At 40.9% G+C, this 24,468-nt stretch carries 31 protein-coding genes; 18 read left to right on the top strand and 13 right to left on the bottom strand.

Annotated features, from left to right (window positions below; genetic code table 11):
• Positions 1–88 precede the first annotated feature (88 nt).
• The 5 genes from LX99_RS02335 to LX99_RS02315 all read left to right on the top strand — a co-directional run bounded on the left by LX99_RS02335 (position 89) and on the right by LX99_RS02315 (position 3,749).
• Positions 89–595, top strand: coding sequence for an antitoxin Xre/MbcA/ParS toxin-binding domain-containing protein (locus tag LX99_RS02335; protein ID WP_109606032.1), 507 nt, complete (start codon positions 89–91; stop codon positions 593–595).
• A 49-nt stretch (positions 596–644) separates the two neighbouring features.
• Positions 645–1,109 carry an RES family NAD+ phosphorylase gene (locus tag LX99_RS02330; protein WP_170122610.1) on the top strand — a complete coding sequence of 155 codons (465 nt, stop codon included), beginning with the start codon at positions 645–647 and terminating at the stop codon, positions 1,107–1,109.
• Positions 1,110–1,191: 82 nt separating this feature from the next.
• Positions 1,192–2,436, top strand: coding sequence for a BamA/TamA family outer membrane protein (locus LX99_RS02325; protein ID WP_022831206.1), 1,245 nt, complete (start codon positions 1,192–1,194; stop codon positions 2,434–2,436).
• A 274-nt stretch (positions 2,437–2,710) separates the two neighbouring features.
• Complete coding sequence (locus LX99_RS02320; RefSeq protein ID WP_109606029.1) at positions 2,711–3,313, top strand: hypothetical protein; 603 nt, start codon at positions 2,711–2,713, stop codon at positions 3,311–3,313.
• A 145-nt stretch (positions 3,314–3,458) separates the two neighbouring features.
• Positions 3,459–3,749 (top strand): RNA recognition motif domain-containing protein, encoded by a 291-nt coding sequence (locus tag LX99_RS02315; RefSeq protein WP_109606027.1) that lies wholly within the window; start codon positions 3,459–3,461, stop codon positions 3,747–3,749.
• A gap of 314 nt (positions 3,750–4,063) precedes the next feature.
• On the opposite strand, the gene LX99_RS02310 is transcribed toward LX99_RS02315, so the two are convergent.
• From LX99_RS02310 to LX99_RS02300, 4 genes are all read right to left on the bottom strand, one after another.
• Positions 4,064–4,408, bottom strand: a complete 345-nt coding sequence (locus LX99_RS02310; RefSeq protein ID WP_022831210.1) for a hypothetical protein — start codon at positions 4,406–4,408, stop codon at positions 4,064–4,066.
• Between the two features lie 230 nt (positions 4,409–4,638).
• The gene (locus LX99_RS02305; protein ID WP_109606025.1) at positions 4,639–5,142 is read right to left on the bottom strand and encodes a GNAT family N-acetyltransferase; all 504 of its coding nucleotides are present in this window, start codon (positions 5,140–5,142) and stop codon (positions 4,639–4,641) included.
• Positions 5,143–5,225: 83 nt separating this feature from the next.
• A complete protein-coding gene (locus tag LX99_RS25500; protein WP_170122609.1) occupies positions 5,226–5,387 on the bottom strand; it encodes a hypothetical protein in 162 nt (53 codons plus the stop codon).
• Between the two features lie 401 nt (positions 5,388–5,788).
• The gene (locus tag LX99_RS02300) at positions 5,789–6,490 is read right to left on the bottom strand and encodes a S24 family peptidase (RefSeq protein WP_109606022.1); all 702 of its coding nucleotides are present in this window, start codon (positions 6,488–6,490) and stop codon (positions 5,789–5,791) included.
• Positions 6,491–6,696: 206 nt separating this feature from the next.
• On the opposite strand from LX99_RS02300, the gene LX99_RS02295 reads away from it, so the two are divergent.
• Both LX99_RS02295 and LX99_RS02290 read left to right on the top strand, forming a co-directional pair.
• Positions 6,697–6,885, top strand: a complete 189-nt coding sequence (locus tag LX99_RS02295) for a hypothetical protein (protein ID WP_109606020.1) — start codon at positions 6,697–6,699, stop codon at positions 6,883–6,885.
• Positions 6,886–6,935: 50 nt separating this feature from the next.
• Complete coding sequence (locus tag LX99_RS02290) at positions 6,936–7,352, top strand: hypothetical protein (RefSeq protein WP_109606018.1); 417 nt, start codon at positions 6,936–6,938, stop codon at positions 7,350–7,352.
• A gap of 119 nt (positions 7,353–7,471) precedes the next feature.
• Here LX99_RS02290 and LX99_RS02285 read toward each other — a convergent pair whose 3' ends face one another.
• A complete protein-coding gene (locus tag LX99_RS02285) occupies positions 7,472–7,810 on the bottom strand; it encodes a hypothetical protein (RefSeq protein WP_022831215.1) in 339 nt (112 codons plus the stop codon).
• A 202-nt stretch (positions 7,811–8,012) separates the two neighbouring features.
• Between LX99_RS02285 and LX99_RS02280 the strand changes: the two genes are divergently transcribed.
• Together LX99_RS02280 and LX99_RS02275 are read left to right on the top strand one after the other, a co-directional pair.
• Positions 8,013–8,348 carry a hypothetical protein gene (locus LX99_RS02280; RefSeq protein WP_109606016.1) on the top strand — a complete coding sequence of 112 codons (336 nt, stop codon included), beginning with the start codon at positions 8,013–8,015 and terminating at the stop codon, positions 8,346–8,348.
• Between the two features lie 157 nt (positions 8,349–8,505).
• Entirely contained in the window at positions 8,506–8,868 is a 363-nt protein-coding gene (locus LX99_RS02275; RefSeq protein WP_022831217.1) for a helix-turn-helix domain-containing protein, read from the top strand.
• Positions 8,869–8,891: 23 nt separating this feature from the next.
• Here the strand turns inward: LX99_RS02275 and LX99_RS02270 are convergent, their stop codons facing one another.
• The 3 genes from LX99_RS02270 to LX99_RS02260 all read right to left on the bottom strand — a co-directional run bounded on the left by LX99_RS02270 (position 8,892) and on the right by LX99_RS02260 (position 12,181).
• Positions 8,892–11,126 (bottom strand): tetratricopeptide repeat protein, encoded by a 2,235-nt coding sequence (locus tag LX99_RS02270; RefSeq protein ID WP_109606015.1) that lies wholly within the window; start codon positions 11,124–11,126, stop codon positions 8,892–8,894.
• Positions 11,127–11,333: 207 nt separating this feature from the next.
• On the bottom strand, positions 11,334–11,567 hold the full coding sequence (locus LX99_RS02265; protein WP_109606013.1) for a hypothetical protein: 234 nt from the start codon (positions 11,565–11,567) through the stop codon (positions 11,334–11,336).
• 281 nt (positions 11,568–11,848) lie between these two features.
• Positions 11,849–12,181 carry a YnfA family protein gene (locus LX99_RS02260; RefSeq protein ID WP_109606011.1) on the bottom strand — a complete coding sequence of 111 codons (333 nt, stop codon included), beginning with the start codon at positions 12,179–12,181 and terminating at the stop codon, positions 11,849–11,851.
• 99 nt (positions 12,182–12,280) lie between these two features.
• On the opposite strand from LX99_RS02260, the gene LX99_RS02255 reads away from it, so the two are divergent.
• The 5 genes from LX99_RS02255 (at position 12,281) to LX99_RS02230 (ending at position 15,653) form a co-directional block, all read left to right on the top strand.
• A complete protein-coding gene (locus tag LX99_RS02255) occupies positions 12,281–13,000 on the top strand; it encodes a hypothetical protein (RefSeq protein ID WP_109606008.1) in 720 nt (239 codons plus the stop codon).
• 73 nt (positions 13,001–13,073) lie between these two features.
• Positions 13,074–13,664 carry a TetR/AcrR family transcriptional regulator gene (locus LX99_RS02250; RefSeq protein ID WP_109606006.1) on the top strand — a complete coding sequence of 197 codons (591 nt, stop codon included), beginning with the start codon at positions 13,074–13,076 and terminating at the stop codon, positions 13,662–13,664.
• Between the two features lie 180 nt (positions 13,665–13,844).
• On the top strand, positions 13,845–14,126 hold the full coding sequence (locus LX99_RS02245) for a YciI family protein (protein ID WP_109606004.1): 282 nt from the start codon (positions 13,845–13,847) through the stop codon (positions 14,124–14,126).
• A 96-nt stretch (positions 14,127–14,222) separates the two neighbouring features.
• Positions 14,223–14,441 (top strand): hypothetical protein, encoded by a 219-nt coding sequence (locus LX99_RS02240; RefSeq protein ID WP_022831224.1) that lies wholly within the window; start codon positions 14,223–14,225, stop codon positions 14,439–14,441.
• Positions 14,442–14,924: 483 nt separating this feature from the next.
• Complete coding sequence (locus LX99_RS02230) at positions 14,925–15,653, top strand: outer membrane beta-barrel protein (protein WP_109606000.1); 729 nt, start codon at positions 14,925–14,927, stop codon at positions 15,651–15,653.
• Between the two features lie 112 nt (positions 15,654–15,765).
• Here the strand turns inward: LX99_RS02230 and LX99_RS02225 are convergent, their stop codons facing one another.
• Together LX99_RS02225 and LX99_RS02220 are read right to left on the bottom strand one after the other, a co-directional pair.
• Positions 15,766–16,872 (bottom strand): Gfo/Idh/MocA family protein, encoded by a 1,107-nt coding sequence (locus tag LX99_RS02225; protein ID WP_109605998.1) that lies wholly within the window; start codon positions 16,870–16,872, stop codon positions 15,766–15,768.
• A 277-nt stretch (positions 16,873–17,149) separates the two neighbouring features.
• Positions 17,150–17,914, bottom strand: a complete 765-nt coding sequence (locus tag LX99_RS02220) for an N-acetylmuramoyl-L-alanine amidase family protein (protein ID WP_170122608.1) — start codon at positions 17,912–17,914, stop codon at positions 17,150–17,152.
• Positions 17,915–18,174: 260 nt separating this feature from the next.
• On the opposite strand from LX99_RS02220, the gene LX99_RS02215 reads away from it, so the two are divergent.
• Together LX99_RS02215 and LX99_RS02210 are read left to right on the top strand one after the other, a co-directional pair.
• Positions 18,175–19,002: an alpha/beta fold hydrolase gene (locus LX99_RS02215; protein WP_109605994.1), complete on the top strand. Its 828-nt coding sequence runs from the start codon at positions 18,175–18,177 to the stop codon at positions 19,000–19,002.
• Between the two features lie 531 nt (positions 19,003–19,533).
• Positions 19,534–20,109 carry a YceI family protein gene (locus tag LX99_RS02210; RefSeq protein ID WP_031266331.1) on the top strand — a complete coding sequence of 192 codons (576 nt, stop codon included), beginning with the start codon at positions 19,534–19,536 and terminating at the stop codon, positions 20,107–20,109.
• A 400-nt stretch (positions 20,110–20,509) separates the two neighbouring features.
• Here the strand turns inward: LX99_RS02210 and LX99_RS02205 are convergent, their stop codons facing one another.
• Positions 20,510–20,902: a hypothetical protein gene (locus LX99_RS02205; protein ID WP_109605992.1), complete on the bottom strand. Its 393-nt coding sequence runs from the start codon at positions 20,900–20,902 to the stop codon at positions 20,510–20,512.
• A 158-nt stretch (positions 20,903–21,060) separates the two neighbouring features.
• Here LX99_RS02205 and LX99_RS02200 point away from each other — a divergent pair, with 158 nt between their 5' ends.
• Positions 21,061–22,311, top strand: coding sequence for a DUF2130 domain-containing protein (locus tag LX99_RS02200; RefSeq protein WP_170122607.1), 1,251 nt, complete (start codon positions 21,061–21,063; stop codon positions 22,309–22,311).
• 142 nt (positions 22,312–22,453) lie between these two features.
• Here the strand turns inward: LX99_RS02200 and LX99_RS02195 are convergent, their stop codons facing one another.
• Positions 22,454–22,663, bottom strand: a complete 210-nt coding sequence (locus LX99_RS02195) for a hypothetical protein (RefSeq protein WP_022831236.1) — start codon at positions 22,661–22,663, stop codon at positions 22,454–22,456.
• A 170-nt stretch (positions 22,664–22,833) separates the two neighbouring features.
• Between LX99_RS02195 and LX99_RS02190 the strand changes: the two genes are divergently transcribed.
• On the top strand, positions 22,834–23,841 hold the full coding sequence (locus tag LX99_RS02190; protein ID WP_022831237.1) for an ABC transporter ATP-binding protein: 1,008 nt from the start codon (positions 22,834–22,836) through the stop codon (positions 23,839–23,841).
• A 2-nt stretch (positions 23,842–23,843) separates the two neighbouring features.
• Here LX99_RS02190 and LX99_RS02185 read toward each other — a convergent pair whose 3' ends face one another.
• Entirely contained in the window at positions 23,844–24,326 is a 483-nt protein-coding gene (locus LX99_RS02185) for a DUF6169 family protein (protein WP_109605990.1), read from the bottom strand.
• Between the last annotated feature and the right edge of the window lie 142 nt (positions 24,327–24,468).

Here is a 24,468-nt window from a genome sequence, read left to right as displayed (position 1 = left end):
TGTTCTGTTCTTATGAAAGGTATGCAAGAAGGCTGTAAAACAAAATGTAAATATTTTCTATTTAAATAGAAAATATTTACATTTGTGTATGAGTAAAACGGTTAAAAACAGCAATGCAGGTGTGCAGCAAAGGGGCGGGCAGGCTGCATCCAAACCTTATGTGTTTACAGAGGCTCCCATGCAGGCTTTTAATGAGCTGTTGGTGCCTTATGAAACTTATTTTAAATCGCCTTTGGCAAAATTAGGGGCCATAAGGCATGGTATCGGTTCAAACGCTATCTCTGATTTATTAAAGATAACCGGCGCTACTCAAAGCGACGTGGCCAAATGGCTGCATATTACAGAGCCCACTTTGCGCAAACATTTACAAGGCCCTCATGATTTAAACCAGGGCCTCAGCGAGCATATTATCCAGCTTTTCGAACTTTTTGATAAAGGCCTCGATACTTTCGGTTCGCCTGATGAATTTAAAAGCTGGTTAAGGCATTATAATCCGGGTATTGATGCCGTGCCTTATGATTTGCTGGATACCATTACGGGCATCAGTATTGTGATAAGCCAGCTTATCCGTATTGATTACGGCGTGCTCGCGTAGGTTAATTAGTAACAGATGTGGAAACCGCTGATAAATTAATCCATTTCTTTTGAACGTTTACCGGATAAGTCAAACCAAATATGCCTACGACAGAAAGGGCCCCGGCATTGATGGCCGCTGGAACTCGCTGGGGCAGTATATGATATACACCGGCGGCTCGCTGGCACTTTCATGCCTGGAAAAGCTGGTACATACGCCGGGCACCTCGTTATATACCGGCGATTTTTCGGTTATCATATTTGATATACCTGATGATTTGCCGGTTTTTGAAATAAGGATAAATAAGCTCCGGAAACTGAACGAAGACTGGCAAAGGGTGATCAATTATCCGCTTACCCAAATGCTGGGCGATACCTGGCTGCGAAAAATGGAAACGGCGGTTTTAAAAGTACCTTCGGCTATTATCGATCTGGAATATAATTACCTTTTTAACCCGCTGCACCCCGACTACAATAAAATAACCATCAGCAGTGTAAGCAAGTTTACTTTTGATAAACGGCTTAAGGCGCAATAGCGCCATCAAAACAAATAAGCAATAATTATTTTATACTTGCAGTGTAAACCTTTAATCAATCCCTGCGCTTAAGTAATTATAGATGGTTGTTAACAAAATAAGTATTTTAATTTTTGCGGGCTTACTGATTGCTGTTGGGGTAAAAGCCCAGGATACGCGCTATATACCCATCGGGCATACAAAATATAAAGATACCGTATTGGTTACTCATCCCGATACCACTTTTGAGCGGGATATATTCGATGTTATAAGTTCTGTTTTTCATGAAAACAAAAAGCCGGGTAAGGTTGATTCTGTTACTTCAAAGCCGGTAATATCTATTATACCGGCGGTAGGCTATACGTTGCAAACCGGGTTTGCCGGTACCATATCCGGCAATGTGATTTTCCGGATGGCACCGGATACACGAATCTCTACCATAACTATAAACCCTGCATACACCCAAAATAAGCAGGTGATCGTCCCTATACAATCGAATATCTGGTCAAAAAATGATAAATACAATTTTATCGGCGATTTCAGGTTTTATAAGTATCCGCAAAGCAGCTTTGGCCTGGGCAGCAACTCCAATATCGCCAACGAAAACCCGCTGGTTTACAGTTTTTTCAGGTTTCATGAAACCGTATTGCGCAATATAAAAGGCAATTTTTTTGCGGGCTTGGGCTATATTTTTGATGACAGGTGGAATATGTATGAAAAAGGCCAGTTAAACGGGCAAACGTCTGATTATGAAAGATACGGCCCTGTAAGTAAATCCATATCTACCGGTATAACGTTCAGCGCCTTGTATGATAGCCGGAATAATCCCATCAACGCGTCGCGCGGTTTTTACAGCTCACTGCAGTATCGTGACAACTTCACTTTTTTAGGCAGCACAACGGCATGGCGCTCACTAATAATTGATATCCGTAAGTATTTCAGATTCCCCGAACATTCAGATAATGTGCTTGCATTCTGGTCGTACAACTGGTTAATTATTAATGGCAGGCCTGCCTATCTTGATTTGCCCGCCACCGGGCACGATCCTAACTTTACAACGGGCAGGGGGTATATACAGGGCCGGTTCAGGGGTGCGCAAATGGTTTACCTTGAAAGCGAATACCGTTTTAAAATAACCCGTAACGGGTTGCTTGGCGGTGTGTTGTTTGCTAACGCGCAGTCGTTTTCGGCGGCACCCGGTACGGCTTTGCAAAGTATTCAGCCCGGTTTTGGCCCCGGCCTCAGGATAAAATTAAACAAAGTGTCAAAAACAAATATCGCCATTGATTATGGCTTTGGCCGCCAGGGCTCAAAAGGTTTGTTCATTAACGTGGGCGAAGTGTTTTAACTTGCCCAGATTTTGATCGGCGGTATTTTTTGTGTTGCCGGTCAGGATTAAAGAAATGATATATTTTTGTTGCCTTTTTCCCCTTAAAACGCTTGTTGTAACTGTGTTTTTTACATTTTTTGTAAAAAAGATGTTTCATGGCTGATTGTGAGCATCATAGCATGAAAATTGATGATTGTTAGAAGAAGTTAAAAAAAGTTAAATATTTAATTTGATAGCTACTATTTGACGAAAATTGTAATTATTTATTGTAAGTTTATGCACCGATAAGCCTATGATCCGTACCAGCTTTACCAAATGGTTTATTTTACTGATGTTATCCGTTTCGGTGTGTATTTCTTCATGCCAGAAAGACTCGGAAGTGAAGGATATTGACGAGGCTAAAAGTACTGCGGTAACCGGCAAGGATAGCATATCTGCTGTAAATATCATCAATACTCCAGGTAATTTTCTTGCAGGCAAAGGTACATTAAAGGTAACTATCGAAGATTCGACCTATTTGTTTGACGCTGCTAAAGACTCGATTGCTTTTATAAACGTATCTGATGGCAACAATAAATATTTTGGCATTACCGCTATAAACAAGGCGCACAATATGAGTTTTGGAATCAGCTCGTCAGGGCTGGCAACTGTTAAAGCAAGCAGTGATGTTGCCGGGAGCCAGTTTTTGTTTAAAGTTGACGATAAAAAGCCTCTGTTACAATATACGCTCACCAAGTACGCCAGGCAGCAGGATTTTGGCAAAATTGATATGGATGATTATAATCATGAAGGCATGATTGCTAAAGGCACTTTCTTCACCTTTTTAGCCAAGGATGATAAATCCGATTCCCCGTTTTACCGTGTGGAAGGTAGTTTTGAATTAAAGCTGAAGTAAAGCGCCCCTTCCGTAAATTCGTAATTTTACAGACTTTTACTCCGTAATTTTAAGGTAAAAAAGCCTTTACAGGTGGCGTTAGCCGCGCTCCGCCTCGGTAATATGGAGCTTTTTTTGTACCTTTGCTCAAATTTTAAAAATATTGATGAAAGTATTTATTGCAGGTCTTCCTTTAGAAGTAGATGAGGCCGAACTTACAGCTGTTTTTGGTGACTTTGGGCCGGTGAAATCGCTCAGAATTATTAAAGACCGCGAAACAAAAGAAAGTAAAGGTTTTGGCTTTGTTGAAATGGTTAATGAAGATGAAGCTAAAGAAGCTATTCGCTGTATGAACGGCGCGAGTTACTATGGCCGCAGGATTACAGTTAATATAGCCGAAGACAAAGGTCCCGGTTTTAACGGCGGCGGTTCAAAAGGTGGTTTCAGGAGAAACTAATCCATTAAAAAGTGTTTATTTCTTTTACATATCAGCCGGCACCGACCGGCTTTTTTTGTGTGTAGCCGGGGATGTAAGTCGAACCATCTTAATTTATTGATCTTAAATATCGCCACACATCACCCTCTAACCTTTGATGCTGAATTTGCACAGGCATTAATATGCATGCCATCGCTATTAAAACAGAAGGTATTGATTGTTAATTTGTATGGTGTTTTTGGAGTGTTCGGGCTCCCATTGCCATATCCGCTTAAATCCTATGCAATAGCAAACCGTCTGTACGCCGTTATTCCTGTTTTAAAAATAGCCTGCTGTTAAGATGCCTGCGCCAGCGAAGTGTTATTAATGTCAAGGTTGTTGAGCAACGAATCGAGTTTCAGGTTAAACTCTTTTAGTGGGATCTCCCCATTTTCGAAAGCTGTGGTGAGGTTAGCTAACTCGGTCTCCACGTCGGCCTTGGTTTTGTTGGCGTTGCCGATGCTTTTTTGCATATCTTCAATTACTTCTATTTTATGTTCTGCAGCTTTGAGTAAATAAAGTTGCTGAACATCGGCAGATATGTGATTGTCGACCGGTTTGGTGTTTTGACGTTTGTTAAATTCAACTAAAATTATCGCAGCGATAATAGCTGCAATTACCAGCATCATGATAGGATCCATCTTCTTTCTTCTCTTTGTTAGGTGCCAGGCGGAGTGTGCCGGCGTTTATAATTAACCTAATATAGTGAAACGGGAAATAATAGGAAAAGAAAATGTTGAAAAAACAATTAATTGTTGATAACTATTGAGATTTATCAGTATAAATAGCTTTTATCAACAAAATATGCCTGTATAGGAAGTAGAATACAGCCGTTTGATCTATATACAGCATTGTATACGCTTATTACATATCATACAAGTCTTTTTTCGTAGCATATAAATGTCTGGCCGGGCCGTATTTTTAAACTGATTTCGCCCATTAAGGTATAACCGAGTTTAGGGAAAAGCCTTTGGGTAGCAGTATTCGCGGTATTGGTGTCAACCCGAAGCGTTTTGATGTCCCTGTTGATCGCTTCGGTTTCGGCTTGTTGTAAAAGAGCAGCGGCTACACCCCGGCCCTGGTAATGAATGCTTACTGCAAGTCTGTGGGTAACAATGGCTGTTTCGGTGATATCAATACCAGCATCGGCGTATTCGTCGTCCTGATCAGTAGTAAAGGCTGCTACACCGGCTATCTGCTCGTCAATCTCGGCTATCCAAAGTTGATTAAGCCTTATATCTTCCCTGAAAACTTCAGCGTTGGGATAATCATTTCCCCATTGAAAATTGCCTGCGGCCCGCATTACAGGTACTACTTCTGCTACCAGGTTTGTTATTTGAGGAATATCATCGTGTGTAGCGCGGCGGATGGTCATGTATATAATGGAAATTTACGGCGTAAGATAAGCAAAGTTAAAGTTAGCCCGTGTTTACGCTGTATGAAATAGCTTTGGAAAGTTTATTTTGTTGTCCGTTTGCGTTTAACTCTTAAACGGGCTGTTTTTACCTGTACAATTAAAACCCAGCTTAAAAGCACTATAAACGTGTAAAACGCAAGGTTTTGAGCCCAGTTGCCTACGCTGAGGTTGTTTACTATATATTGTACTATACTGTTCTGCATTACAGCGTTATTTATTATAAAGCAAAGGGGATTTCTTTATGCGGTGATTTTTGTAAATTGTTAATTAGGATATGCAAATTTAACACAACTTTCAGGAATGTATTAATTAAAAGTTTATTATTTCAGTAGTACGTGTCTGTTTTTACTTGCTGGTAATGAAATTCCGGTCGTGATAAGTCAGGTTGTACTGCTTTAATCAATTTTAACGGTTGTGTAACATTTGGGTTGCAAAAAAGTTGATGAATATTCAATTTAATTCGATTTAAATTGAATATTCACGATTCTTTGCCGGGGCTAACAATATCGAATTGTTTTGATCAGTAAAAAAACAGGACCGTTTACAGTCCTGTTTTTTTAGCAAAGGGTAATTCAAAAAAACAGGTAACCAGCAGTTAGCCGGTTTAGTGGTTGTGCTTTTTGTGGATATCCTTAACCAGGCAAAGCTTTTTGATGTCGTTTACTTTGATAATAAACGGCGCATATTTTAATCGGTTACCCACCATTTCGGTAGTATTGTCGGAGTGCGCTATTACTTCGTCCGGGTTATCGCCTGCAAGCAGCCGCTTATACATCCGATAGTCTCCCCATTCAATATAATACACCTCGCCGGGCAGGATTTTTTTATCATGAATTATTTTCAGGGCTACCCAGCAGCCGTTTTCGAGATAGGGGTACATGCTGTGCCCCCACACAGGCAGCGCGAAATCGCAATCCTCAATTCCCGGGAAATTCATATGACCTACGGGTTGCGAATCATTGATGTCATTATACACCTCTACGCCTGATGCTGTCGCCGAAATTTCGTACATCGGGATCCCGTCGCTATGCTTTTTTACAGGCTTTGGTTCAGAAAAGTTTTTATTCCTATCGCCATTGATGAATTCTTTAAAAGTTTCTTTAAAAATTCTGAGTTTTTCGGGGTCGATATTTTGCCTGCTCTTCATAATCTCAGTAATGGAGCTTGCTGAATTAAATCCTAATATCTCGGCCAGTTGAGCGTTCCCGGTGAAGGCTTTGCCTTTTAACTGGTTGTATAAGATGATGAACTCAAGCGTCTCTGGACGTATCGTCTTTATTTTACCGGGTTTTGATCCTTCATTCATGGTTGGATTTTTTTAAAGAAATATCTTGATTTAATTAAAGATTATTCTGTATATTTGTTTCGTCGATAATAGCTAATGTAAGGCAAATTATTTTCAAAACAAAATTAGCAAAACTTATAATCAAGAAATTTTTTGTATTTAAAATACAGGAAATTCTAAGGCGAAATAAAGAATAATAACAATCAAATAACTTAATAAACTTTATCATGTACATAGCATTCTCTGCTTTAAGCCCTCAGCCTGATAACAATGGCAGGCCCGATAATAAGTGTTTAGCAAACTCCGAGGCATTGCTACGCTTTAAAGCCTATGTGGCAGCCTGCGAAAAGTACAGGCACGAAATTGCCGCTATTCAAAAATATATGCCAGGATGGAAGCCCTTATTTAACAGGTAGCGCATAGCTGGCAAATAACATTTTATAAACCAAATCAATTATCTGAACTCATGATAAAAATTTCACAAAAATTGAAAAGCCAGCTTTGGTGGCTGATCATATCGGTTGATTATAATTACAGCCGGATAACCATAGCCGAACACGACCTTACTGACGAATTGCTTACACTTTGGCTTGAGGATAAACAGGACTTTAAAAATTCGATAGACGAATGCCTGCAACTCGAAATCCGTACCCGCGACTTTGCCCGGATTATTAAAAATGAAAACCTGAACAGTTATGAGGGTACTAAATTACATCCAACGAAGAATTTCGCATACAAAACCCGGATCGAAATCAGCGCACCCGTACAGTGGTACCGGGACGATGCCTCGCCCGCTGAGCAGCAATGGGCACGCGAGGCGGTATTGAAAGCATTGCTAACCCAATTGGTAGAAACCGGCGCCGCTGCCGATTATGATTATTGATGAGTGATGGTATGCCGTATGGCATTTTTATCATGCAGGGGATGCTTGATGATGATGGCTTTAGACATCAGGTTATAAACGGATTTACCAGATAGGGTATTGTTAAACTGTAATAGCCACTATTTCACGTTAACCTGTTCCCGCTCTTTTACGCCATGTTCAATCAACTCTTCAACTTCGCTAAGTGCTTCTGCAGGTTGTTGGGCATAATTAAGTTTACGGAAACGCCAGGTAGCAAAAGCTGGTTCCTGGAACTTGTTTATCAGTTTAAAAAATTTGGGAAAATTATGAACTTCTTCTAATAAAACGCCGGGTACAATGCCATTGTTATCCAATACTTCGCGTATGGTATATTCTTTATCTTTAGTTATCCAGATCTCGAAGTCGCGTCGTATTTCTTCCATCTTTTCCGGATCTATCTTATCATTAATACAAATTACTTTATCGCCCGGTTTCATAATCTCTGGCTCGTTTTAAATTGAAGTATTTAGTGTAAAGGTGCAATTTTTAAACGTATTTATAAACGGCGATTTTAATTGTTACGCTGAAATGCTTTTCGTTTAAATAAACATTTTGATAAAATGTTTAAATATAGTGCAACTTTATATTTATCAGTATCGTATTAAAATGTATAAGGGGTGTTTGATAAAGCATTTTAATATGAGCTATTTTTATATTTTTTTAACAGGCGGATCGGTGTTGGTGTTTCTTATTTTGCAGTTTGATAAACAGCAGCGTAAGCGGGTGAATACATTGTTAAAAAGCACTAACAATGTGCAACCCTTGCTAATGATGCGGAGCCTTGGCGAAAAACTTGACAGGATCAACACGGTTCTCACCGCTAATGCCTATCAGGTCGCGATGCCTGATAGTACAAAACAGGAAATTGAATTAATGTTGAAACAAACAACCAGCGATTACCACAAAGGCCACATCAGCATGCAGGTTTATCATAACAAGTTGAGCGAATTGCTTGAAAAAGCAGGGGAGAAGTAAATAATACGGAGTTTATTAATTGTATATAGTTTTTGTTAGTTAGTTTTACTTTGAGGCCATTTGCGTTGGGGTATTGGCCTTTTTTATTTCACCCGGTTACCAATAAAATAAATATGTATTGCGCGGATAAACAAAATGTTTATTATTGTAGTCACGTATGTCTGACGAAGCTATAATAAAACGGTTAAAGGTTGTTGTTAAAGAACACGGCGGCCAGTTGGGTCTTGCGGGAGCTATCGGGGTTGACCAGGGTTTCATTAGCAAGGTGATCAACAAGAAACAGGATATCAGTTATTATTTGATCCGCAAGCTTTGTTTTCAGCTCAAATACTCGCCCGAGTGGCTTATCCTTGGTACCGGCGAAAAGATGATCAACAAACCCGAATCCGCTAAACTCATTACCGAAATACAGATGATGCGTACCGAAGTTGATATTTTGCAGGCCCGCATGCGAGCCTATGAGTTAGAGCTTAAGGAACTGCGCGGGCAATTACAGATAGCCGAAAGAAAAGCTGTTTAACTTAATGATTACCACTTTAAGGTTTATTTACAATATTGATTTATCCATTCGGCGGCTTCTTTTACTCCCATACTTAAAGCCTTGCCCATATCGGCGCAGCCACCTGTTTTATCATTGATAACAATTTTAGAAAGTCCTCTTTGTAAATAGGCGCGACCATTTTTGGGGTCGATGGCTATAGCCGCGTTGCAGTCAAGGATTGCTCCGTTAGGATCTTTGAGATTTACTTTGGCCTTTGCGCGGTCAATTAGTATGTCGGCGTTGTTAGGTTCAAGTTTTAACGCGGCACTAAAATCATCTTTTACCCCCTGTGCATCGACAAGGTAGCTTTTTGCAAGCCCGCTATGCGCAAATGCCTTGGTGTTTTTATCGTTCATGTAGGTGGCGTTATGATAATCGTCTGCGGCGCCGGCGTAATCTTTCATGGCCAGTTTGGCATCGCCTCTAAGCAAAAAGGTTTCGTCGGTTGAGTAAATGGATACGGCCCGGTCAAAATCAGCTATCGCCCCGTTATAGTTTTTAAGTTTTGATTTTACATAACCCCTTGTTTGCCATACAACCGCAGTAGAATCGGAAAGCGAATCGATTTTAAGGGCGCTTGTCAAATCTGTAATAGCGCCGTTATTATCTTCCAATGCGGCTTTAGCTATAGAGCGTTTTAGCAGTATGGTTATATTCTTTGGGTCTTTGAGTGCGCCGGTGTTATAATCGGCCATGGCCCCCTTGCTATCGCCTGCGGCAGCTTTCGCTTCGCCGCGGTTAAGGTAATAAACGGCATTTGCCGGGTTCAGTGCAATGGCGTTGGTAAACAGCGCAATGCCGTTACCTGTATATTTATAAAAATCAATGATTTTGCCTAACCGTAAATAGCCTGCCTGCTGTTGCGGTGAAATGCTGATCAGTTTTTCAAGATCTTTTACCGCGCCGGCATAATCTGCAAGCTTTGTTTTTTCTATAGCGCGGTTCAGGAATGCGTAGGTATAAGCCGGGTTGACAGCAATCGCTTTCGTATAATCATTAATTGCCGCAAGGGGTATGCCCAGGTCGCGGTAAGCGTCTCCGCGGGCCAGGTAGGCTTCATCGCTTTTATTGTTGATTGCAATGGCGCGGGTTAAATCGGCAATAACCCCGGCCGTATCTTTCATCGCCATTTTGGCTTTGCTCAGGCTGATGTATGCGCCTATGCTGTTAGGGTTTAATTTAACAGCTGTATCGGCATCAAGCCTGGCGCCTGCGTTATCGCCCAGCGCCAGTTTTGAAAACGATCGGCTTTGATAGGTTTCCGGGTTTTTTGCGCCGAGCGCTATAGCTTTATTAAAATCGGCCAGGGCTCCCTCGTTATCTTTTTGGTCGCTTTTTATGATGCCGCGATAGGCATACAAGTTGCCGTTGTTCGGAAACTGGTTAATGGCTTTGTTAAAATAGTCAAGTGCTCCCCTGGTATCGCCCGTTTTGTTTTGCGCGTTGGCCATATACAGCAACAGGTTAGGGAGATCCGGGTTAATGGCAGCCGCTTTTTTATAGTCATCAACGGCGCTTTTATAATCAGTTAGCCTGGCTTTGATATTGGCGCGGTAAAAATAAGCTTCTGCATTATTGGGGTTAATGGCCAACGATGTGGTATAATCTGCAATAGCGCCTTTATAATCATTGATGTTGGCCTTGGTACCGGCCATGTATTGGTAAATTTCGGCACTTCGCGGACTTAATTTTATGGCCAGGTTATAATCAGCAATAGCGCCAGTAAAATCTCCTTTGTTATTTTTGGCAAGCGCGCGGTATTTGTATAAATCCGCATCATTAGGCTTGAATTGCAGCGCGGCAGTAAAATCAGCTATGGCACCGGTGTAATCATTGATATTGCTTTTTGCATTGCCCCGGTAATGGAACATGTCTGCTGTTTTTGGTCCGGTGCTGATAGCGCGGTCAAAATCGGCAATGGCTGCCTGGTAATCCTTAATAGCTGCTTCGGCATTGGCCCGGTACAGGTAAGCGTTGGTTAAGCCGGGGTTGAGGGCGGTAGCCTGGCTATAATCTGCAATGGCGGCGTTGTAATCTTTTATATTGGCATAAGCGTTTGCCCGATAATAAAAAGCATCGGCATTTTTATTATTTAACTGGATAGCACGGGTAAAATCCTCAATAGCGCCTTTGTAATTGCGCTGATTGGCTTTCGCGTTGCCGTTTTGAATAAAATTACCTGCTGTTTGGGCAATGGAGTAGAGTGGTAGTAAAAGTAATAGAAGAATTTTTTTCATGAGCCCAATAACGGTTTACCAAATATCAGTAAAAAGACTAATATTGATAAAGCAAAGTACGTACCGGGTTTAAAAAGCAAAGAAAATAAGCCCAATTAACCACCGTGGCTGAAAAGTGGGGATAATTGGGGTTTTATAACCACAATATGGCAAGCGCGCTTAGCCATAATATCAAATTAAGCTAAACGCTTGCCTTTGAGTTAAGATTTATGAAAATGAAGCTTCGTTGGTATTACCGGTCTCATTTTCGCCGCGTTTTCTGTTATAAAAAATTACAGCGCTGCAAAACGAGATACAAGCAATTAAAACCAATTCGATAATTAAGTGGCTTGATGGTACGCGACCAGCATTACCTGAAAGTAAAACACCCGCAGCGTCTGGCAGGATCAACCCAAAAAGCGGGAAGCAAAAAAACATTCTTAATATTATTAATTTTTCCATAATTACTAACATTTAGTATGATTTTGCTAAGGTACGGATAATTTTTTTATAATTTAAGAAAAAAAATCAATAATTATTCCTGCTAAGTGTAAGCCGTTATTTAAATGGATTTATCTATTGTACTCCTGATGTGTTTAAACTATAGATTAACTGGTATTTTTAACGTAAGCGTTATGGCTTGCGCTGTACAGATTACCGCCGGATATGCTCGTTAAATAGCGGTAATGGCAAGCGGATTAGCCTTTACTGCAATAGGAGGGAACTTGCACTTTTGATGCGGACTATTTGTTACGCGGAAAAAAGATAATGATGCAAGCCCCAAACAAGGCTATCATTGCACCAATTACATCGTATTTATCAGGTTTAAAGCTGTCAACCTTCCAGGACCAAAGCAGGGCCATCAGTATAAAGATACCGCCGTAGGCTGCGTAAACCCTGCCAAAGTCGGCGCTTTGCCATGTAGCTACTACGCCATAAAGCGCCAATACCAAGCCGCCTGCTATACCATACCATAATGGTTTATCCAATTTTAGCCACAACCAGATCAGGTATCCGCCGCCTATTTCACATATTCCGGCAATAATAAAAATCACTAATGATTTGACGATATTCATGTGTTTAAAAATAAGGTTAAATTGACGGCAGCTTATCTTTCTGGTAAAAAGATTTCCTTTATTTTGTTTATTTGAATGCCCATACCTTACAAATGATTGATGGAACCTTTAAAATTTAAACTTGATCCGCTTCAATATCCTGCGCTGCAAAAGAAAATGCTCATCCGTTCGGTAGCTTTAGTGGCTTTTTTGCTCGCTGTAATTTCTGTTTACACCATGAAGGATGCAAACCACGAGGATCTTATATTTTGGATAGGGAATCTTATTTTTATACTGTTTTTATATGCCTGGATGGTGTGGAGAGGAATGAAAAAGAGAAAGGCTATTTATGAGAGCTATAGTATAAGCATTGATGAGCAGAGCATTACGCGGGTACAGCAAAAATGGACCGACCTCCTGATCCCGCTATCAGAAATTACTGCAATTGAAAAGAAAACAGACGGAAAATTTGTAATTAAGGGGATAAGCAACGATCCGCTAAAAAAGATACACATTCCTGCTCAAATTGAAAACTACCATAAACTGGAAGAAGTTTTAGCGGCTATTAAGCCTATAACAACCGATGTAAAAACAGCCTGGTGGGAACGGTACACCTTTCTTTTATCGCTGCTAATTGCCTTGCCGGTAATGGGCGTTTATTTTGTTGACAATAAAATAGCGGTTGGTGTATGTGCAGCCATTAGCCTCACAACCTTTGTTTACTGCTTTTTCAATATCATGAAATATCGCGGGTTCGCGAATGTAAAGCGTAGTTTATGGGTGATTGGCCTCGTCGTCATTTCAGTTTTGATAGTTACCTATACTAAACTCATAGCCTGATTTTTTTATACAGTGGATTTGGTAAAAAATATATTTTTAAATAAGCGAACGCTCACTTATATTTGTGGTGTATATGAGACCAAGAGACGAGCATAAGGAACTCCTGATTCGCCAAAAGGCGATAGAAATGATTGTGAAAGAAGGCCTTGATGGCTTTGGCGTTAATAAACTGGCTAAAGCCGCAGGTGTGTCTCCGGCTACCATCTACATTTATCATAAAGATAAAGAGGACCTGATTACCAATTTGTGTATTGGCGTGGCCGAAAAGATGATGGCCTTTAGCCTGCGAAATTTTTCGCCGGATATGGACTTTGCCGCAGGGCTTAAAGTTCAGTGGCATAACCGGCTCCATTACTTTTTAGAAAATCCGTTGGATATGGAATTTATCGAAATTATGCGGTACACCAATTTTTATGAAAAAGTGAGCCAGATGGTGACCGCTAATTTTGGATCGGTGCTTAGGCAATTTATGCGTAATGCCGAAGAGAAACAACAACTTGTACCGTTGCCTTTTGAGGTTTACTGGTCTGTTGCGTATGCCCCGCTTTACCAGTTAATAAAGTTTCACACCGAGGGAAACAGTTATGTTAACAGCAGTTTTGTTCTGGATGATCAACTGCTTGAAAAAGCCTTGCAATTGGTGATCAAGGCGCTTAAACCATAGTGCTTTAACCGTAAAGTAAACGGGACGAATGTCTGCTTTTTGAGTTACCGGCTTTGGGCTGGCGGTGGTTGGGGCACAGGCCGTTTACGCAGGAGTAGCGTATTAACGCAAGGGATGACATCATAAAGCAAGCGCTTTTTATCAAAACATCATATAGCTATAAAAACAACAATAAATAAAATGGTACAGGCATCAGCTTATAAAAATCCGCATCATGTGATGCTGTTTTTTGAACAAACCAATAGCGCGGTAAATGCGCATCAGTGTTTATCGGCAAGGGCCAATTATTACGATGATCTTAAAAGCAACGGCAAAGTAGTAATGAGCGGTAACTTTTGGAACCAGGATAAAAACTTTATAATTGTTTATGTATCAAATGATGCAGAACTGGAGCAGATTATCAGCAACGACCCCGCAGTGCAGCAAAATGTGCTTGAACTGGTTAGGGCCATGCCTTTTTAAAGCTGCGTATAAGTACGCAGTTTGGTAGGTTAAAATACGGGGCGGGTTCTATTTGGACGGATGTAGGCTACATGGTAATTTTGTAGAAACAGCACTATGGAACCTTTTTTACTAAACGTTGATAAGCGAACTTATAAAGTTATCCCATCGGGTAGTAACCAGGCTACCTTCAGTATTATCAATTATTCTTCGTTTTATACCATAACCCGGCTAAGCAAGGGCTATTGGGAAATAGTTGAGCACCGTTTTGGCGATCATTTAATTCCCGTACAGGAAATAGGCCGGCATATTGAAGAGTATTGCAAGTTTTCATAGTTCCGCAACCGGACGCTGCTTGTATTTTACAATGATCATCTAATTTATCGGCATCAAATAATTTAAATATTTTAAATACCAAACCTTAAGTATATGGAAAAGTTAGTGATACTACGCATGTTTGCCAGTTTGCCCTTATTTGGATTGCTTTTGCCGGATTGTGCAACCTTTATCACATCTTCATTCGGTAGCATATCACCGGTACATATTTATATCGAGGTTGCTTTAATCCTTTTCATCATGATATGTACCTTAAAAATTGCCGTGATCAGGAAAGCTGGAAACACAGCAGGCAACCGGTTGTAAAAGTACTTTGTTTTACTCTTTAATATATACAGCATCGTTTTATAAACCTATACAGCAGTAAGTTCAGTACCCGGCACCCTAAAAAGGTTATAGCCGGGTTTTTTGCAGGCGCTGTTTACACCGTAATTTACTTTTAAAGATTGGATTATGCGGTTTTTTTTATAATTTTACTGGTAAATGAGTCCTAAACATAGTTATCCAAACCGTGTCGGTAAAACATCTGCTTTTTTAAATAAGTCGGGCTTTTATCGTAAGTTTTTTTTCATCGTACTTGCTTTTTATTGCTTTAACACAGCCACGGCGCAGCGCAGGTCATCCAAAGCATTAACCTACGGGGGCGGCGGAAATGGAGCCGCAAACTTTACCGATGGCTGGGGAGTTGCCGTAGGTACCGGGGTAGATGTGCCGCAAGGCGATTTCAATTCATATTTTAAACCTGCCATTAATGTTAATGCAGGTGTTTACAAGTTTTTGGGTCCGCTTACCTTTAATGTTAACGCCGGATACAGAAACTTTAAACCCGACGAAGATTCATACAGCGAAGATGGTTTGACCATTATTTACACGAATATGCCTGTATTTTCGGCTGGTTTTGGAGCGGCATATAATGTTGATATAGCAGATAATTTCAGGGCTTACGGCGGCGTTGACTTAGGTGCCTATTTTACTGATTTTGGTTTGGCTTATGTTTATGACAATGGAAACCTGATTATATTTGACGGTTGGAAAACATCATTGCACTACGCGCCGAAAGTGGGCATTTCGTTCCCGCTAACACCTAAATTAGGCATAAATGTCGAATCGAAATACAATTTTTATACCCAGAAGTCCGACTCGGGCGACTATCATTTGTCGGGAAGCTGGAATTCCTTTACACTCGGAGCCGAGCTTGTATTTAAATTTTAATTACCGGCTTATCGCGACCAGGGCTTTAAAAACTCCCTTATTCATTTCCTAAACCTTTAAATTGTCGTTCTGATATTTTTTCTGGTTTAGCGGTACTGTAACGCTTTGTCAATCAGCTTATCTTCTCCCAGTTACCGCTGTCGAGGCTGCGGTAAATGGCGTCAATTACCATCATATCTTTCAGTCCTTCCTCGCCGGGCACACGGCTTTGCTTATTTTGTAACACACACATTGCAAAATCATCCATTTGCGCGGCTTGCTGGTTTATTTGCGGAAAATGCATAGCGTTACCATTTACTTTTCCGTTAATCCCGCCATAACCAAATGCGGGGCTCAATTCAAAATTTCCTTTTTCGGCTTCAGCCTTCAGGTATCCCCAATCATGGTTGTAGCTTGATTTGCCGTTAACTTTTTGCCCTCCCGGAAATTTCAATTCCCAAAAAACGGTTTCATCCACATCTTTAAATAACTCGGGTTTGGTTTTTTCCTGGGTAGCCTTAACTGCTACAGGTTCCTGGCCCAGGGTATACCGGGAGCCCTGGATGGAATAAATTCCCATATCCATCAACCCGCCGCCGCCGGCAAGAGCTTTTTTTAACCTCCAGGCATTAGGGTCGCCCCGGTAAGTAAAGCCATTACCTGTATCGATACTTTTCACCTTCCCGTAAACCTGTTTTTGCCCAAGCCGCATCAATTCGATGGTATGGGGTTCAAAATGTAAACGATAACCTATAGATAATAATTTACCTGCTTTTTTACAGGCCGCTATCATCTCCCTGCATTCCCCGGCGTTTAGAGCCATCGGTTTCTCGCAAATTACATGTTTGCCTGCCTGCGCGGCCTTGATCGTATATTCCTTATGCATACTTACAGGCAGCACAATGTATATGATATCGATATCCGGATTTTTGGCTATCTCATGAAAGTTTTCATAACTGTAAATGTTTTTTTGCGGGATATTGTATTTCTTAGCCCAATCATCCGCTTTTGATGGCGTTCCTGTTACAATACCGGCCAGGTAGCAGTTTTGAGTTTGCTGCAGGGCCGGTGCCAGTTGTCCGCCCGCGTAGCCGCCCAGGCCAACTAAAGCTATCCCTAGCTTTTTAGCGGACCGGGCCATTGATAGCTGCACCAATGCCGGACTCAGTGCCAACGCGCCAATACCTAATGAGGCGCTACGGATAAAGTTTCTTCTGGATGTTTTTTGTACAGTTGCCATAGTCAGGATGGTAAGATGTTTGATTATGATTGGTTTACCTCATAAAGTTACAGTTTACAACCCGGTTTGTTTGTAAAAAAATACGTGCATCTAATTAAAAAATGAATTGGTGGGGCTGCGCTTTTAAATTGGCCTGGTAAAAAGCCAATTACTTTTAATTATTGAAAAAACCTCAAAAAGTTTACCTGTTTTACGAATACAGAAAGTTGGACAGCTAACGTGTAGCTTTCCGGTTGCTATAGTTGTATTATGGAATAAACGTTTGGTATCTACTTGATCAGTTACCTTCCAGGTTGTTTTTATATTGCTTAAGCGCATTCAATATTGAGCGCACAATCTCATTTTGTCCGCTGGCGGAGTTCAGGTATTCTTCATCGGCAGGGTTATTAATAAAACCTGTTTCTACCAAAATCGCGGGCATCCCGCTTTGGGCAAGTACAAGTACGCCCTGCTCTTTTACGCCCAGGCTGTGCCTGCCGTTGGCTTTTCGAAACTGGTAATCAACCAGGTCGCCAAAGCGGATACTTTGCTTGCGGTACTTTTGCTGAAACGCGTTAAGTACTATGGTATTCACCACAGCGTCGTCGCCATAACCGTTATATTTTTGTTTGTAATCCTTTTCAATAAATATCGAAGCGTTTTCGCGCAGCGCTTCGCGCTGTTCCTGGCTCCGGTGAAAACCATATACCAACAGCAGCGTTCCGCGCGATGAGCCTTTGCGCTGTGGTGATGAGTTGCAATGGATGGAGATAAACAGGTTGCCATGGTTATCATTGGCGATATCGGCGCGTTTGTGTAGCTCCACAAAAACATCAGTACTGCGTGTCATCACCACTTTTACACCATTCATTTCGTCAATAATAGCATCCCGCAGCTTTTTTGCTATGCTTAACGATATGTTTTTTTCTTTAGAGTAAGCCCCGTGCGATCCCGGATCTTTACCACCATGCCCGGCATCAATAATTACCGTTTTAAATTTAAAATGGTTGGATAAAGGCTCGCTTTGCTGCCCAAAACAATATCGGCCCGCAAACAGGTACATTATAAAAACAAACCGGGAGAATATTTTACAACTTTTTGGCAGGATAGCAAACATGAACAATATGTGTATGCGTTTTATAAACAGTTCATCCTATAATCGTTATAGGTATGATATTGTTTTACGCGTATAGTTTAAAAAGTGTTTTTACTTTAAGGGCGCAAATATAGTACATGTTTAATTTACATGACGTGAAAATAAAGCGCAGGCTTAAGCGGCTTACCAACATTGCTTTATCTGTGTATATTTATAAAATTTAAAAAATGACAATGATTTTGAAGAAATTTCTCCTGTTGGCGTTTGTATGCCTGGCAATAACGGCCTGCGGCCAGCAAAAAGGTATTGTTTATGGCGATAACGCTGCGGCGGGGAAATACTACGACGTGCGGGGAATAAAACTTTATACCGAAGTGTACGGAAAGGGCAGGCCGTTGCTCATGATACATGGTAACGGTGGCAGTATTAATTCATTCGAAAAAAACATCCCATACTTTGCAAAAAGCTATAAGGTGATAGCTGTTGACAGCCGAGCCCACGGAAAATCTGCCGATCCGCGCGATTCCCTTACTTTTGAAATGATGGCCGATGATTTCGCAGCCCTGCTCGACGTGATGCATATCGATTCGGCTTATGTATTGGGATGGAGCGATGGCGGTATTAATGCCCTGGTGCTGGCCATGCGCCACCCCAAAAAAGTGATCAGCCTGGCGTCTACCGGGGCAAATCTGTGGCCCGATTCAACCGCGCTGATACCATCGTTGTGGAAGGATATGGAGAAAGAGTATAATGATAAAAAAGCTGATAAATTGCTAACGGACAAGCAGAAAAACGACCGCAAGATTTTTTTGCTCGATTATAAAGAACCTCATATCAAATTATCGGCTTTAAAGGCAATCAAATGCCCTTCGCTTATCATTGCCGGCGATCATGACCTGATTGTAACTGAACATACTGTAAAGATAGCCCAACATATAAAAAATGCATACTTATGGATCTTACCCGACTCGGGCCACGGTACCCTTGTTGAACATGCAGACGAGTTTAATAAAAAGGTAGACGATTTTTTCTCGGGCCGCTTTAATAAAAGGTAGCCGCGAATAACAATTTACTTTAGAAAAAAACGGCCGGGATTTTATTCCGGGCCGTTTCACATAATTACTTTAAATTTTAAAAAACTCAATTATAAAAGCTTAACAATTGCTTTAGCTAAGGGTTTTGTTAAAATTATTTTTTATTACTTTTTTTCACGCACAATAAGCGCCCTGCTACGTCGTTTTTTACCTAACTGATTAATAAGCTTACCTGCAGCTTTTACTGTTTAAAAAATAGTAATATGAAACCCGAAAACAAGAAGTTGCTGGTGGATATCCTTTTAACCATCTCGTTTGTTTTAATAATGATGCTTGCTGTAATTATGGTATACCAGCCGGATCTTACCATGAACTGAGCAGTGAATGAACTTGCTGATCTGTGATTTTTTTAAAATTTAACTTAAAATCCCACTAAATCAGTAGTATATTGTCATCCGATTTTAATAAAGTAGGTGTTTAAACATTTATTTTTTTGAACTCTCAATCATTTATCTACTTTTGAAGCATAAATCAAAAACAAAAATTAAAACAATGAAAAAGATTCTTATCCTGTTAGCAGCAGTATTTACTTACACAATGGCATCAGCACAAACTACCTGGACCATTGACAAAGCACACTCAAATGTTAAATTTACCATAACCCACTTATTGGTATCTGACGTTGATGGTCTTTTCAAAAACTATGATGCAACCATCACCGCTTCAAAACCGGATTTTAGCGATGCTAAATTCCAGATCAGCATCCAGGCTGCTTCTGTATCTACAGATAACGACAATCGCGATAAACACCTGTCTGGTCCTGATTTTTTTGATGTTGCTGCTTACCCAACTATTACTTTCACCAGCACCGGTATCACCAAAACATCAGATAAACACTATAAACTTACCGGCAACTTAACCTTGCACGGTGTTACAAAACCGGCTTCGTTTGATTTATGGTACCGTGGTACTATCCAAAACCCAATGAGCAAAGCTGATGACGCAGGTTTTCAGTTAACCGGCACTATCAAACGTTCTGATTTTAACTTTGGTTCAAAATTCGGAGCTGCTATATTAAGTGATGAAGTGGCTATCAAAGCTAATGGCGAATTTGGTAAAGCTAAATAAGCTTTAAACAACATATACAAACAAAAACGGCGCGGTATTCCGCGCCGTTTTTTGTGTGTAGTGATGGGGTTTAAGGAATGAATGTTTTAAGTTAAATATCCTATAGCCAGGGTACGGATCAATATCATCGTAATCAGCGTCGCGCCTGCTGCACTATGAAAGCAGTTTTAAAGTATGTATGATTTAATGCCGGTTTTATTCCGGTATAATTAAGCGCTATTAAAGGCATGCACCTAAACAATAGAAAAGGCTCAGCTTTTTTCACCATAAGCATAGCATATTAATAACCTTTGCTATATTCAAATATGCATTCTTATTAACTACGGTGAAATACCGGGTTTAGGGTATTTTAACGGTAGTCGAAGCGGTTTAAATACCTGGAAAAATGGGGGAGTGGTGATTATCTTGCTAAAAGCTGTTTAAGGATATTGAACCACATTTGGTTTTTGGCGCCGAAAAGTGTATGATCAATAATCAAATAGATGGTAGCTAACTCATCTTTAATCCGGTAACGCAAGCGTAAAGGCTGCCAGAAAATGCCGTTGTTACGAACCATCGAACGCTTGTAAAACTCGTCAAAACCTAAATACAATTGTTCAAGGTCATCTAATGGGATGTGTTCGTAACCATCGCCATCAAGTACTATGCTTTTGGGGGTGAGGATAATTTCGCCGTTATAATGGTGTGTTGGCGGCGTAAACGAAAATAATGCACCTACCTCGTTGGCTAATCCAAGCGTGGCCAGGTCATAATCATGGCTCCACATTACTTTACCTATCCTCAGTATTTGCATATTATAAACTTCGGTATTTAAAACGGAATAAGCAACATATTGTTATCATCATAGTTTCATTTTGTTACAATAATGTTAACCCTATTTGGAGTAAGCGCCCGCTGTAGGTAAAATTCATATCTTTGAAGAACCGGGGTATTTCCCGGTTTTAAAATAGTATGGCAACAGAAGTTAAGTGCCCGAGTTGTGGTTACGGTTTTCCGATAGAAGAGGTAATGGCCGAGGAGTATAAAAAGCAACTCCGGCTTAAAATGATGGATTATACCCGTCAGAAAGAAGAAGAGTACAGGAAAAAGGATGAGGAATTTTTAAATAAGGAGCGCCAGCAACAGGCGGCTTTTGAGCAAAGGCTTAACAACGAAAAGAAGCAATTACAGCAAACCCTCGAAGATAACCTGCGCAAAACCATCAGTCAGGATTTTGAAAACCAGTTGCTGCTTTTAAAAAGTTCGGCCGCCGAAACTGAAGAAAAGCTTAAACAATCCCGTCAAAAAGAACTGGAGTTTTTGCAGCGCGAAAAACAATTACAGCAAAAAGAAGAAGAGATGGAGCTTGCTGTACAGCGCAGGTTGCAGGAGCAACGCAACGAGCTAACCGAACTGATCCGTAAGCAGGAGGCCGAGCGTCACAGCATAAAGGATACAGAATACCAGTTGAAGGTTAAAGAACTTGAGAAACAACTGGATGACCAGAAAAAACTGGCCGACGAGATGAAACGCAAAGCCGAACAAGGCTCCATGCAATTACAGGGCGAAGCCCAGGAACTAATATTGGAGGAACTGCTCCGTAACTATTTTCCTTTTGACGTGATCAGCGAAGTGGGTAAAGGCGTTCGTGGTGCCGATTGTGTGCAAACTGTACGTAACCAGTTTGGACAGGAATGCGGCAGAATTATTTACGAAAGCAAGCGTACCAATGCTTTTTCGATGGATTGGATTGAGAAGCTGAAAAAAGACATGCGCAGCATGGGGGTTGATGTGGCAGTAATAGTAACTCAGTGTTACCCCAAAGGCATGGATTGTTTTGGCGAGCGCGATGGCGTTTGGATCTGCAGTTTTGATGAGGTGAAAGCGGTATCATACATCTTACGCGATGGTGTGATGAAATTGTCAAACCTTGCCAAATCGCAGGATAATAAAGGCGATAAAATGCACCTGCTGTATGATTATCTTACCAGCACCGAGTTTTCTGAGCAATGGAAAGCTATTCGTGAAGGGTATATGAGCATGCGCCAATCCATTCAGCGCGAACGCGATGCCATGGAAAAACTCTGGAAGGCCCGTGAAAAGCAACTGGATAAAGTATTGTTAAGCGCGGCGCACATCAGGGGGAGTATTGAAGGCATAGCAGGAAGTGACACAATCCAGTTAAAACTTACCGACGATGAAGATACGCTGCTGCTTGAGTAAGTTTAAACAGCGATCAGATGAATTTGTAATATAGCACACTGCGCCATCATGATGGCACGTGTTTGCGGTTACAGCAATGATCAGCAGCTATTAACGGTTAGTTATACAAGCCCGCTAATAGCTGCTAATAGCAAATAAAAAGTTATTTTTTTGCTGTAGCAACGACCACAATTCCGCCTATAACGAGTAATCCGCCAAGGTAGGGCGGCCAGTTAACAGTTTTTTCTTTATCGGCCGATACCTGGATGGGGCCAGCATCAACTATTTTTTCTTTTTTGGTGTAGGTGAAGCCCGTCCAGATGAGCATGACTGCACCTATTACAATGAGTAATATTCCTACTGTTTTATTCATGGTAAATTGATTTAAACTATAAAATAGCGTTTATGGCCTATTTGTTTTTTTGAGGCCGATGATTAGTCGGTTATCACATAAAGTTTTTTTGCTTTTAACTTTTTTATAGATTCGTTGTCCCTAACAGAATTGAAGAAAATTACGCTTAGCCGTTATAATTGATATATCGCATGACCGACGACCTGATCCTGGAAACGATTTCCGTTACCAAAAACTTTTTTGGCGATAAATCCTCAGGCGTTAATAACATTACCATTTTTATTCCCAAAAGCAAAATAACAGCCATAGTAGGCGAGAGCGGCAGCGGGAAAACCACCTTACTTAATTTACTTTACGGCACGCTTGAACCTGATCATGGCGAAGTGTTTTTTAAGGAAGAACGCGTTTTAAGTCGCGATAAGGGCATCCAGCATGCGCATAAAGCCATGCGGATGGTGGCCCAGCACAATACCGACCTTGATCCGCGAACATCGGTATGGGATACGATAAACGAAGGCTTGCCCGATGAAGACCAAAGCCAATCGATACAGCGTGTTACCGAAGCTTTGTATCTTTTAAACATTTATAATTTGCGGGAAATGCCCTTTGGCAAATTAAGTGGCGGCGAAAAACAGCGGGTAACCATAGCCAGGGCGCTCATCAGTCGTCCGGAGGTTTTATTGCTCGATGAGCCCTTTAACCAGGTTGACGCCACCTACCGCGAGGCTTTGCAGCATGATATCAGGTACATTGTAAAAGCCCAGGGCGTAACGGTGGTACTGGTATCGCACGATCCGGCCGAGATCCTGTCCATGGCTGATGAACTCATTGTGCTGAAAGAAGGGGAGATCGTAGAAAACGGTAGCCCTGAACAACTTTACCATTCGCCCAAACTGCTGTACACCGCGCAAATTCTGGCCAGCTGTACCCGACTAACATCGGTCGACGCGAAAGTTTGCGGTATAAAAAGTAAGCGTAGTACAGTCGTTATTTACGCCGAACATGTTAAGATCAGCACCTTAGGCAGCAAATGGCTGGTAAAAATGGTGCTGTTTAAAGGTTTTTTTGAAGAACTTATAATTGAGAAGGATGGGATTACCTTAAGGGTAATTAATCACGACAGGAAGAAATTCCCGGTGGGAAGCAAAATCAGTATAAGTATCAGCAGGTATTTTGAGTTTGGGAAATGGGAAAGTTGAGGTTAATAATCGTTTAATCCCCAATAATCAATCGTGAAATAGAAAGAAGAAATTAGCCTTCTTTTGTTTGGGTTATTTACTTTGAATAAAATAGATGCGTAAAATCCCCCTCTTCCAAGTTCGGATGACGAACTATGTTTTTCAAGATTGCTATTCAATTCGTGATACCAATTATTAAAAGTTACATTTCTGTTTCTTGCTTTACCATCATTGGTCATGCACATATATAAAACAGCATCATCGGGTTGTTTTTCGAAAAAATGATTTATGATAAAAACAATTGTGTGTTTTACTTTACTATCGTAACGCTTTTTGGTTTCAATTGCCTGTTTGCGGGTGAAACCAAAAGAAAGAACTTTGATCTCCGTCCCGGACGGATCAAGTAAAACAAATTCAGTAAAGTAGGCTATATATAAATCACCACTTGATGTAGTAAACCTGTATTCTTCGCCTTCATCAAACTCAACGCTATAGCGGTCGTACAAATTTAATGTCTTTTAGTGTTGACAGCGATTGTCCGTTATTGACCGCTTCGGCAATACGATCCTTATCCTCCATTAATTTCTTAAAGGGGTTAACCTTTTTTTGTTCAGCGGAGTTGCTAACAGCAGGTTTATGTATATTTGA

The organism is Mucilaginibacter oryzae, from assembly GCF_003148845.1.
Taxonomy (GTDB): Bacteria; Bacteroidota; Bacteroidia; order Sphingobacteriales; family Sphingobacteriaceae; genus Mucilaginibacter; species Mucilaginibacter oryzae.
The sequence above is the reverse complement of the archived record's forward strand: the minus strand, read 5'-3'. Positions and strand labels throughout refer to the sequence as shown.

Coding starts and splice junctions, on each gene's coding strand:
- LX99_RS02295 (WP_109606020.1), top strand. CDS start 6,697: ATGTACATAGCATTCTCTGCTTTAAGCCCTCAGCCTGATAACAATGGC.
- LX99_RS02315 (WP_109606027.1), top strand. CDS start 3,459: ATGAAAGTATTTATTGCAGGTCTTCCTTTAGAAGTAGATGAGGCCGAA.
- LX99_RS02300 (WP_109606022.1), bottom strand. CDS start 6,490: ATGAATGAAGGATCAAAACCCGGTAAAATAAAGACGATACGTCCAGAG.
- LX99_RS02310 (WP_022831210.1), bottom strand. CDS start 4,408: ATGGATCCTATCATGATGCTGGTAATTGCAGCTATTATCGCTGCGATA.
- LX99_RS02275 (WP_022831217.1), top strand. CDS start 8,506: ATGTCTGACGAAGCTATAATAAAACGGTTAAAGGTTGTTGTTAAAGAA.
- LX99_RS02260 (WP_109606011.1), bottom strand. CDS start 12,181: ATGAATATCGTCAAATCATTAGTGATTTTTATTATTGCCGGAATATGT.
- LX99_RS02320 (WP_109606029.1), top strand. CDS start 2,711: ATGATCCGTACCAGCTTTACCAAATGGTTTATTTTACTGATGTTATCC.
- LX99_RS02220 (WP_170122608.1), bottom strand. CDS start 17,914: ATGTACCTGTTTGCGGGCCGATATTGTTTTGGGCAGCAAAGCGAGCCT.
- LX99_RS02305 (WP_109606025.1), bottom strand. CDS start 5,142: ATGACCATCCGCCGCGCTACACACGATGATATTCCTCAAATAACAAAC.
- LX99_RS02215 (WP_109605994.1), top strand. CDS start 18,175: ATGACAATGATTTTGAAGAAATTTCTCCTGTTGGCGTTTGTATGCCTG.
- LX99_RS02230 (WP_109606000.1), top strand. CDS start 14,925: ATGAGTCCTAAACATAGTTATCCAAACCGTGTCGGTAAAACATCTGCT.
- LX99_RS02250 (WP_109606006.1), top strand. CDS start 13,074: ATGAGACCAAGAGACGAGCATAAGGAACTCCTGATTCGCCAAAAGGCG.
- LX99_RS02325 (WP_022831206.1), top strand. CDS start 1,192: ATGGTTGTTAACAAAATAAGTATTTTAATTTTTGCGGGCTTACTGATT.
- LX99_RS02205 (WP_109605992.1), bottom strand. CDS start 20,902: ATGCAAATACTGAGGATAGGTAAAGTAATGTGGAGCCATGATTATGAC.
- LX99_RS02335 (WP_109606032.1), top strand. CDS start 89: ATGAGTAAAACGGTTAAAAACAGCAATGCAGGTGTGCAGCAAAGGGGC.
- LX99_RS02225 (WP_109605998.1), bottom strand. CDS start 16,872: ATGGCAACTGTACAAAAAACATCCAGAAGAAACTTTATCCGTAGCGCC.
- LX99_RS02285 (WP_022831215.1), bottom strand. CDS start 7,810: ATGAAACCGGGCGATAAAGTAATTTGTATTAATGATAAGATAGATCCG.
- LX99_RS02200 (WP_170122607.1), top strand. CDS start 21,061: ATGGCAACAGAAGTTAAGTGCCCGAGTTGTGGTTACGGTTTTCCGATA.
- LX99_RS02255 (WP_109606008.1), top strand. CDS start 12,281: ATGGAACCTTTAAAATTTAAACTTGATCCGCTTCAATATCCTGCGCTG.
- LX99_RS02190 (WP_022831237.1), top strand. CDS start 22,834: ATGACCGACGACCTGATCCTGGAAACGATTTCCGTTACCAAAAACTTT.
- LX99_RS02270 (WP_109606015.1), bottom strand. CDS start 11,126: ATGAAAAAAATTCTTCTATTACTTTTACTACCACTCTACTCCATTGCC.
- LX99_RS02280 (WP_109606016.1), top strand. CDS start 8,013: ATGAGCTATTTTTATATTTTTTTAACAGGCGGATCGGTGTTGGTGTTT.
- LX99_RS02265 (WP_109606013.1), bottom strand. CDS start 11,567: ATGGAAAAATTAATAATATTAAGAATGTTTTTTTGCTTCCCGCTTTTT.
- LX99_RS02290 (WP_109606018.1), top strand. CDS start 6,936: ATGATAAAAATTTCACAAAAATTGAAAAGCCAGCTTTGGTGGCTGATC.
- LX99_RS02240 (WP_022831224.1), top strand. CDS start 14,223: ATGGAACCTTTTTTACTAAACGTTGATAAGCGAACTTATAAAGTTATC.
- LX99_RS02210 (WP_031266331.1), top strand. CDS start 19,534: ATGAAAAAGATTCTTATCCTGTTAGCAGCAGTATTTACTTACACAATG.
- LX99_RS25500 (WP_170122609.1), bottom strand. CDS start 5,387: ATGCAGAACAGTATAGTACAATATATAGTAAACAACCTCAGCGTAGGC.
- LX99_RS02245 (WP_109606004.1), top strand. CDS start 13,845: ATGGTACAGGCATCAGCTTATAAAAATCCGCATCATGTGATGCTGTTT.
- LX99_RS02195 (WP_022831236.1), bottom strand. CDS start 22,663: ATGAATAAAACAGTAGGAATATTACTCATTGTAATAGGTGCAGTCATG.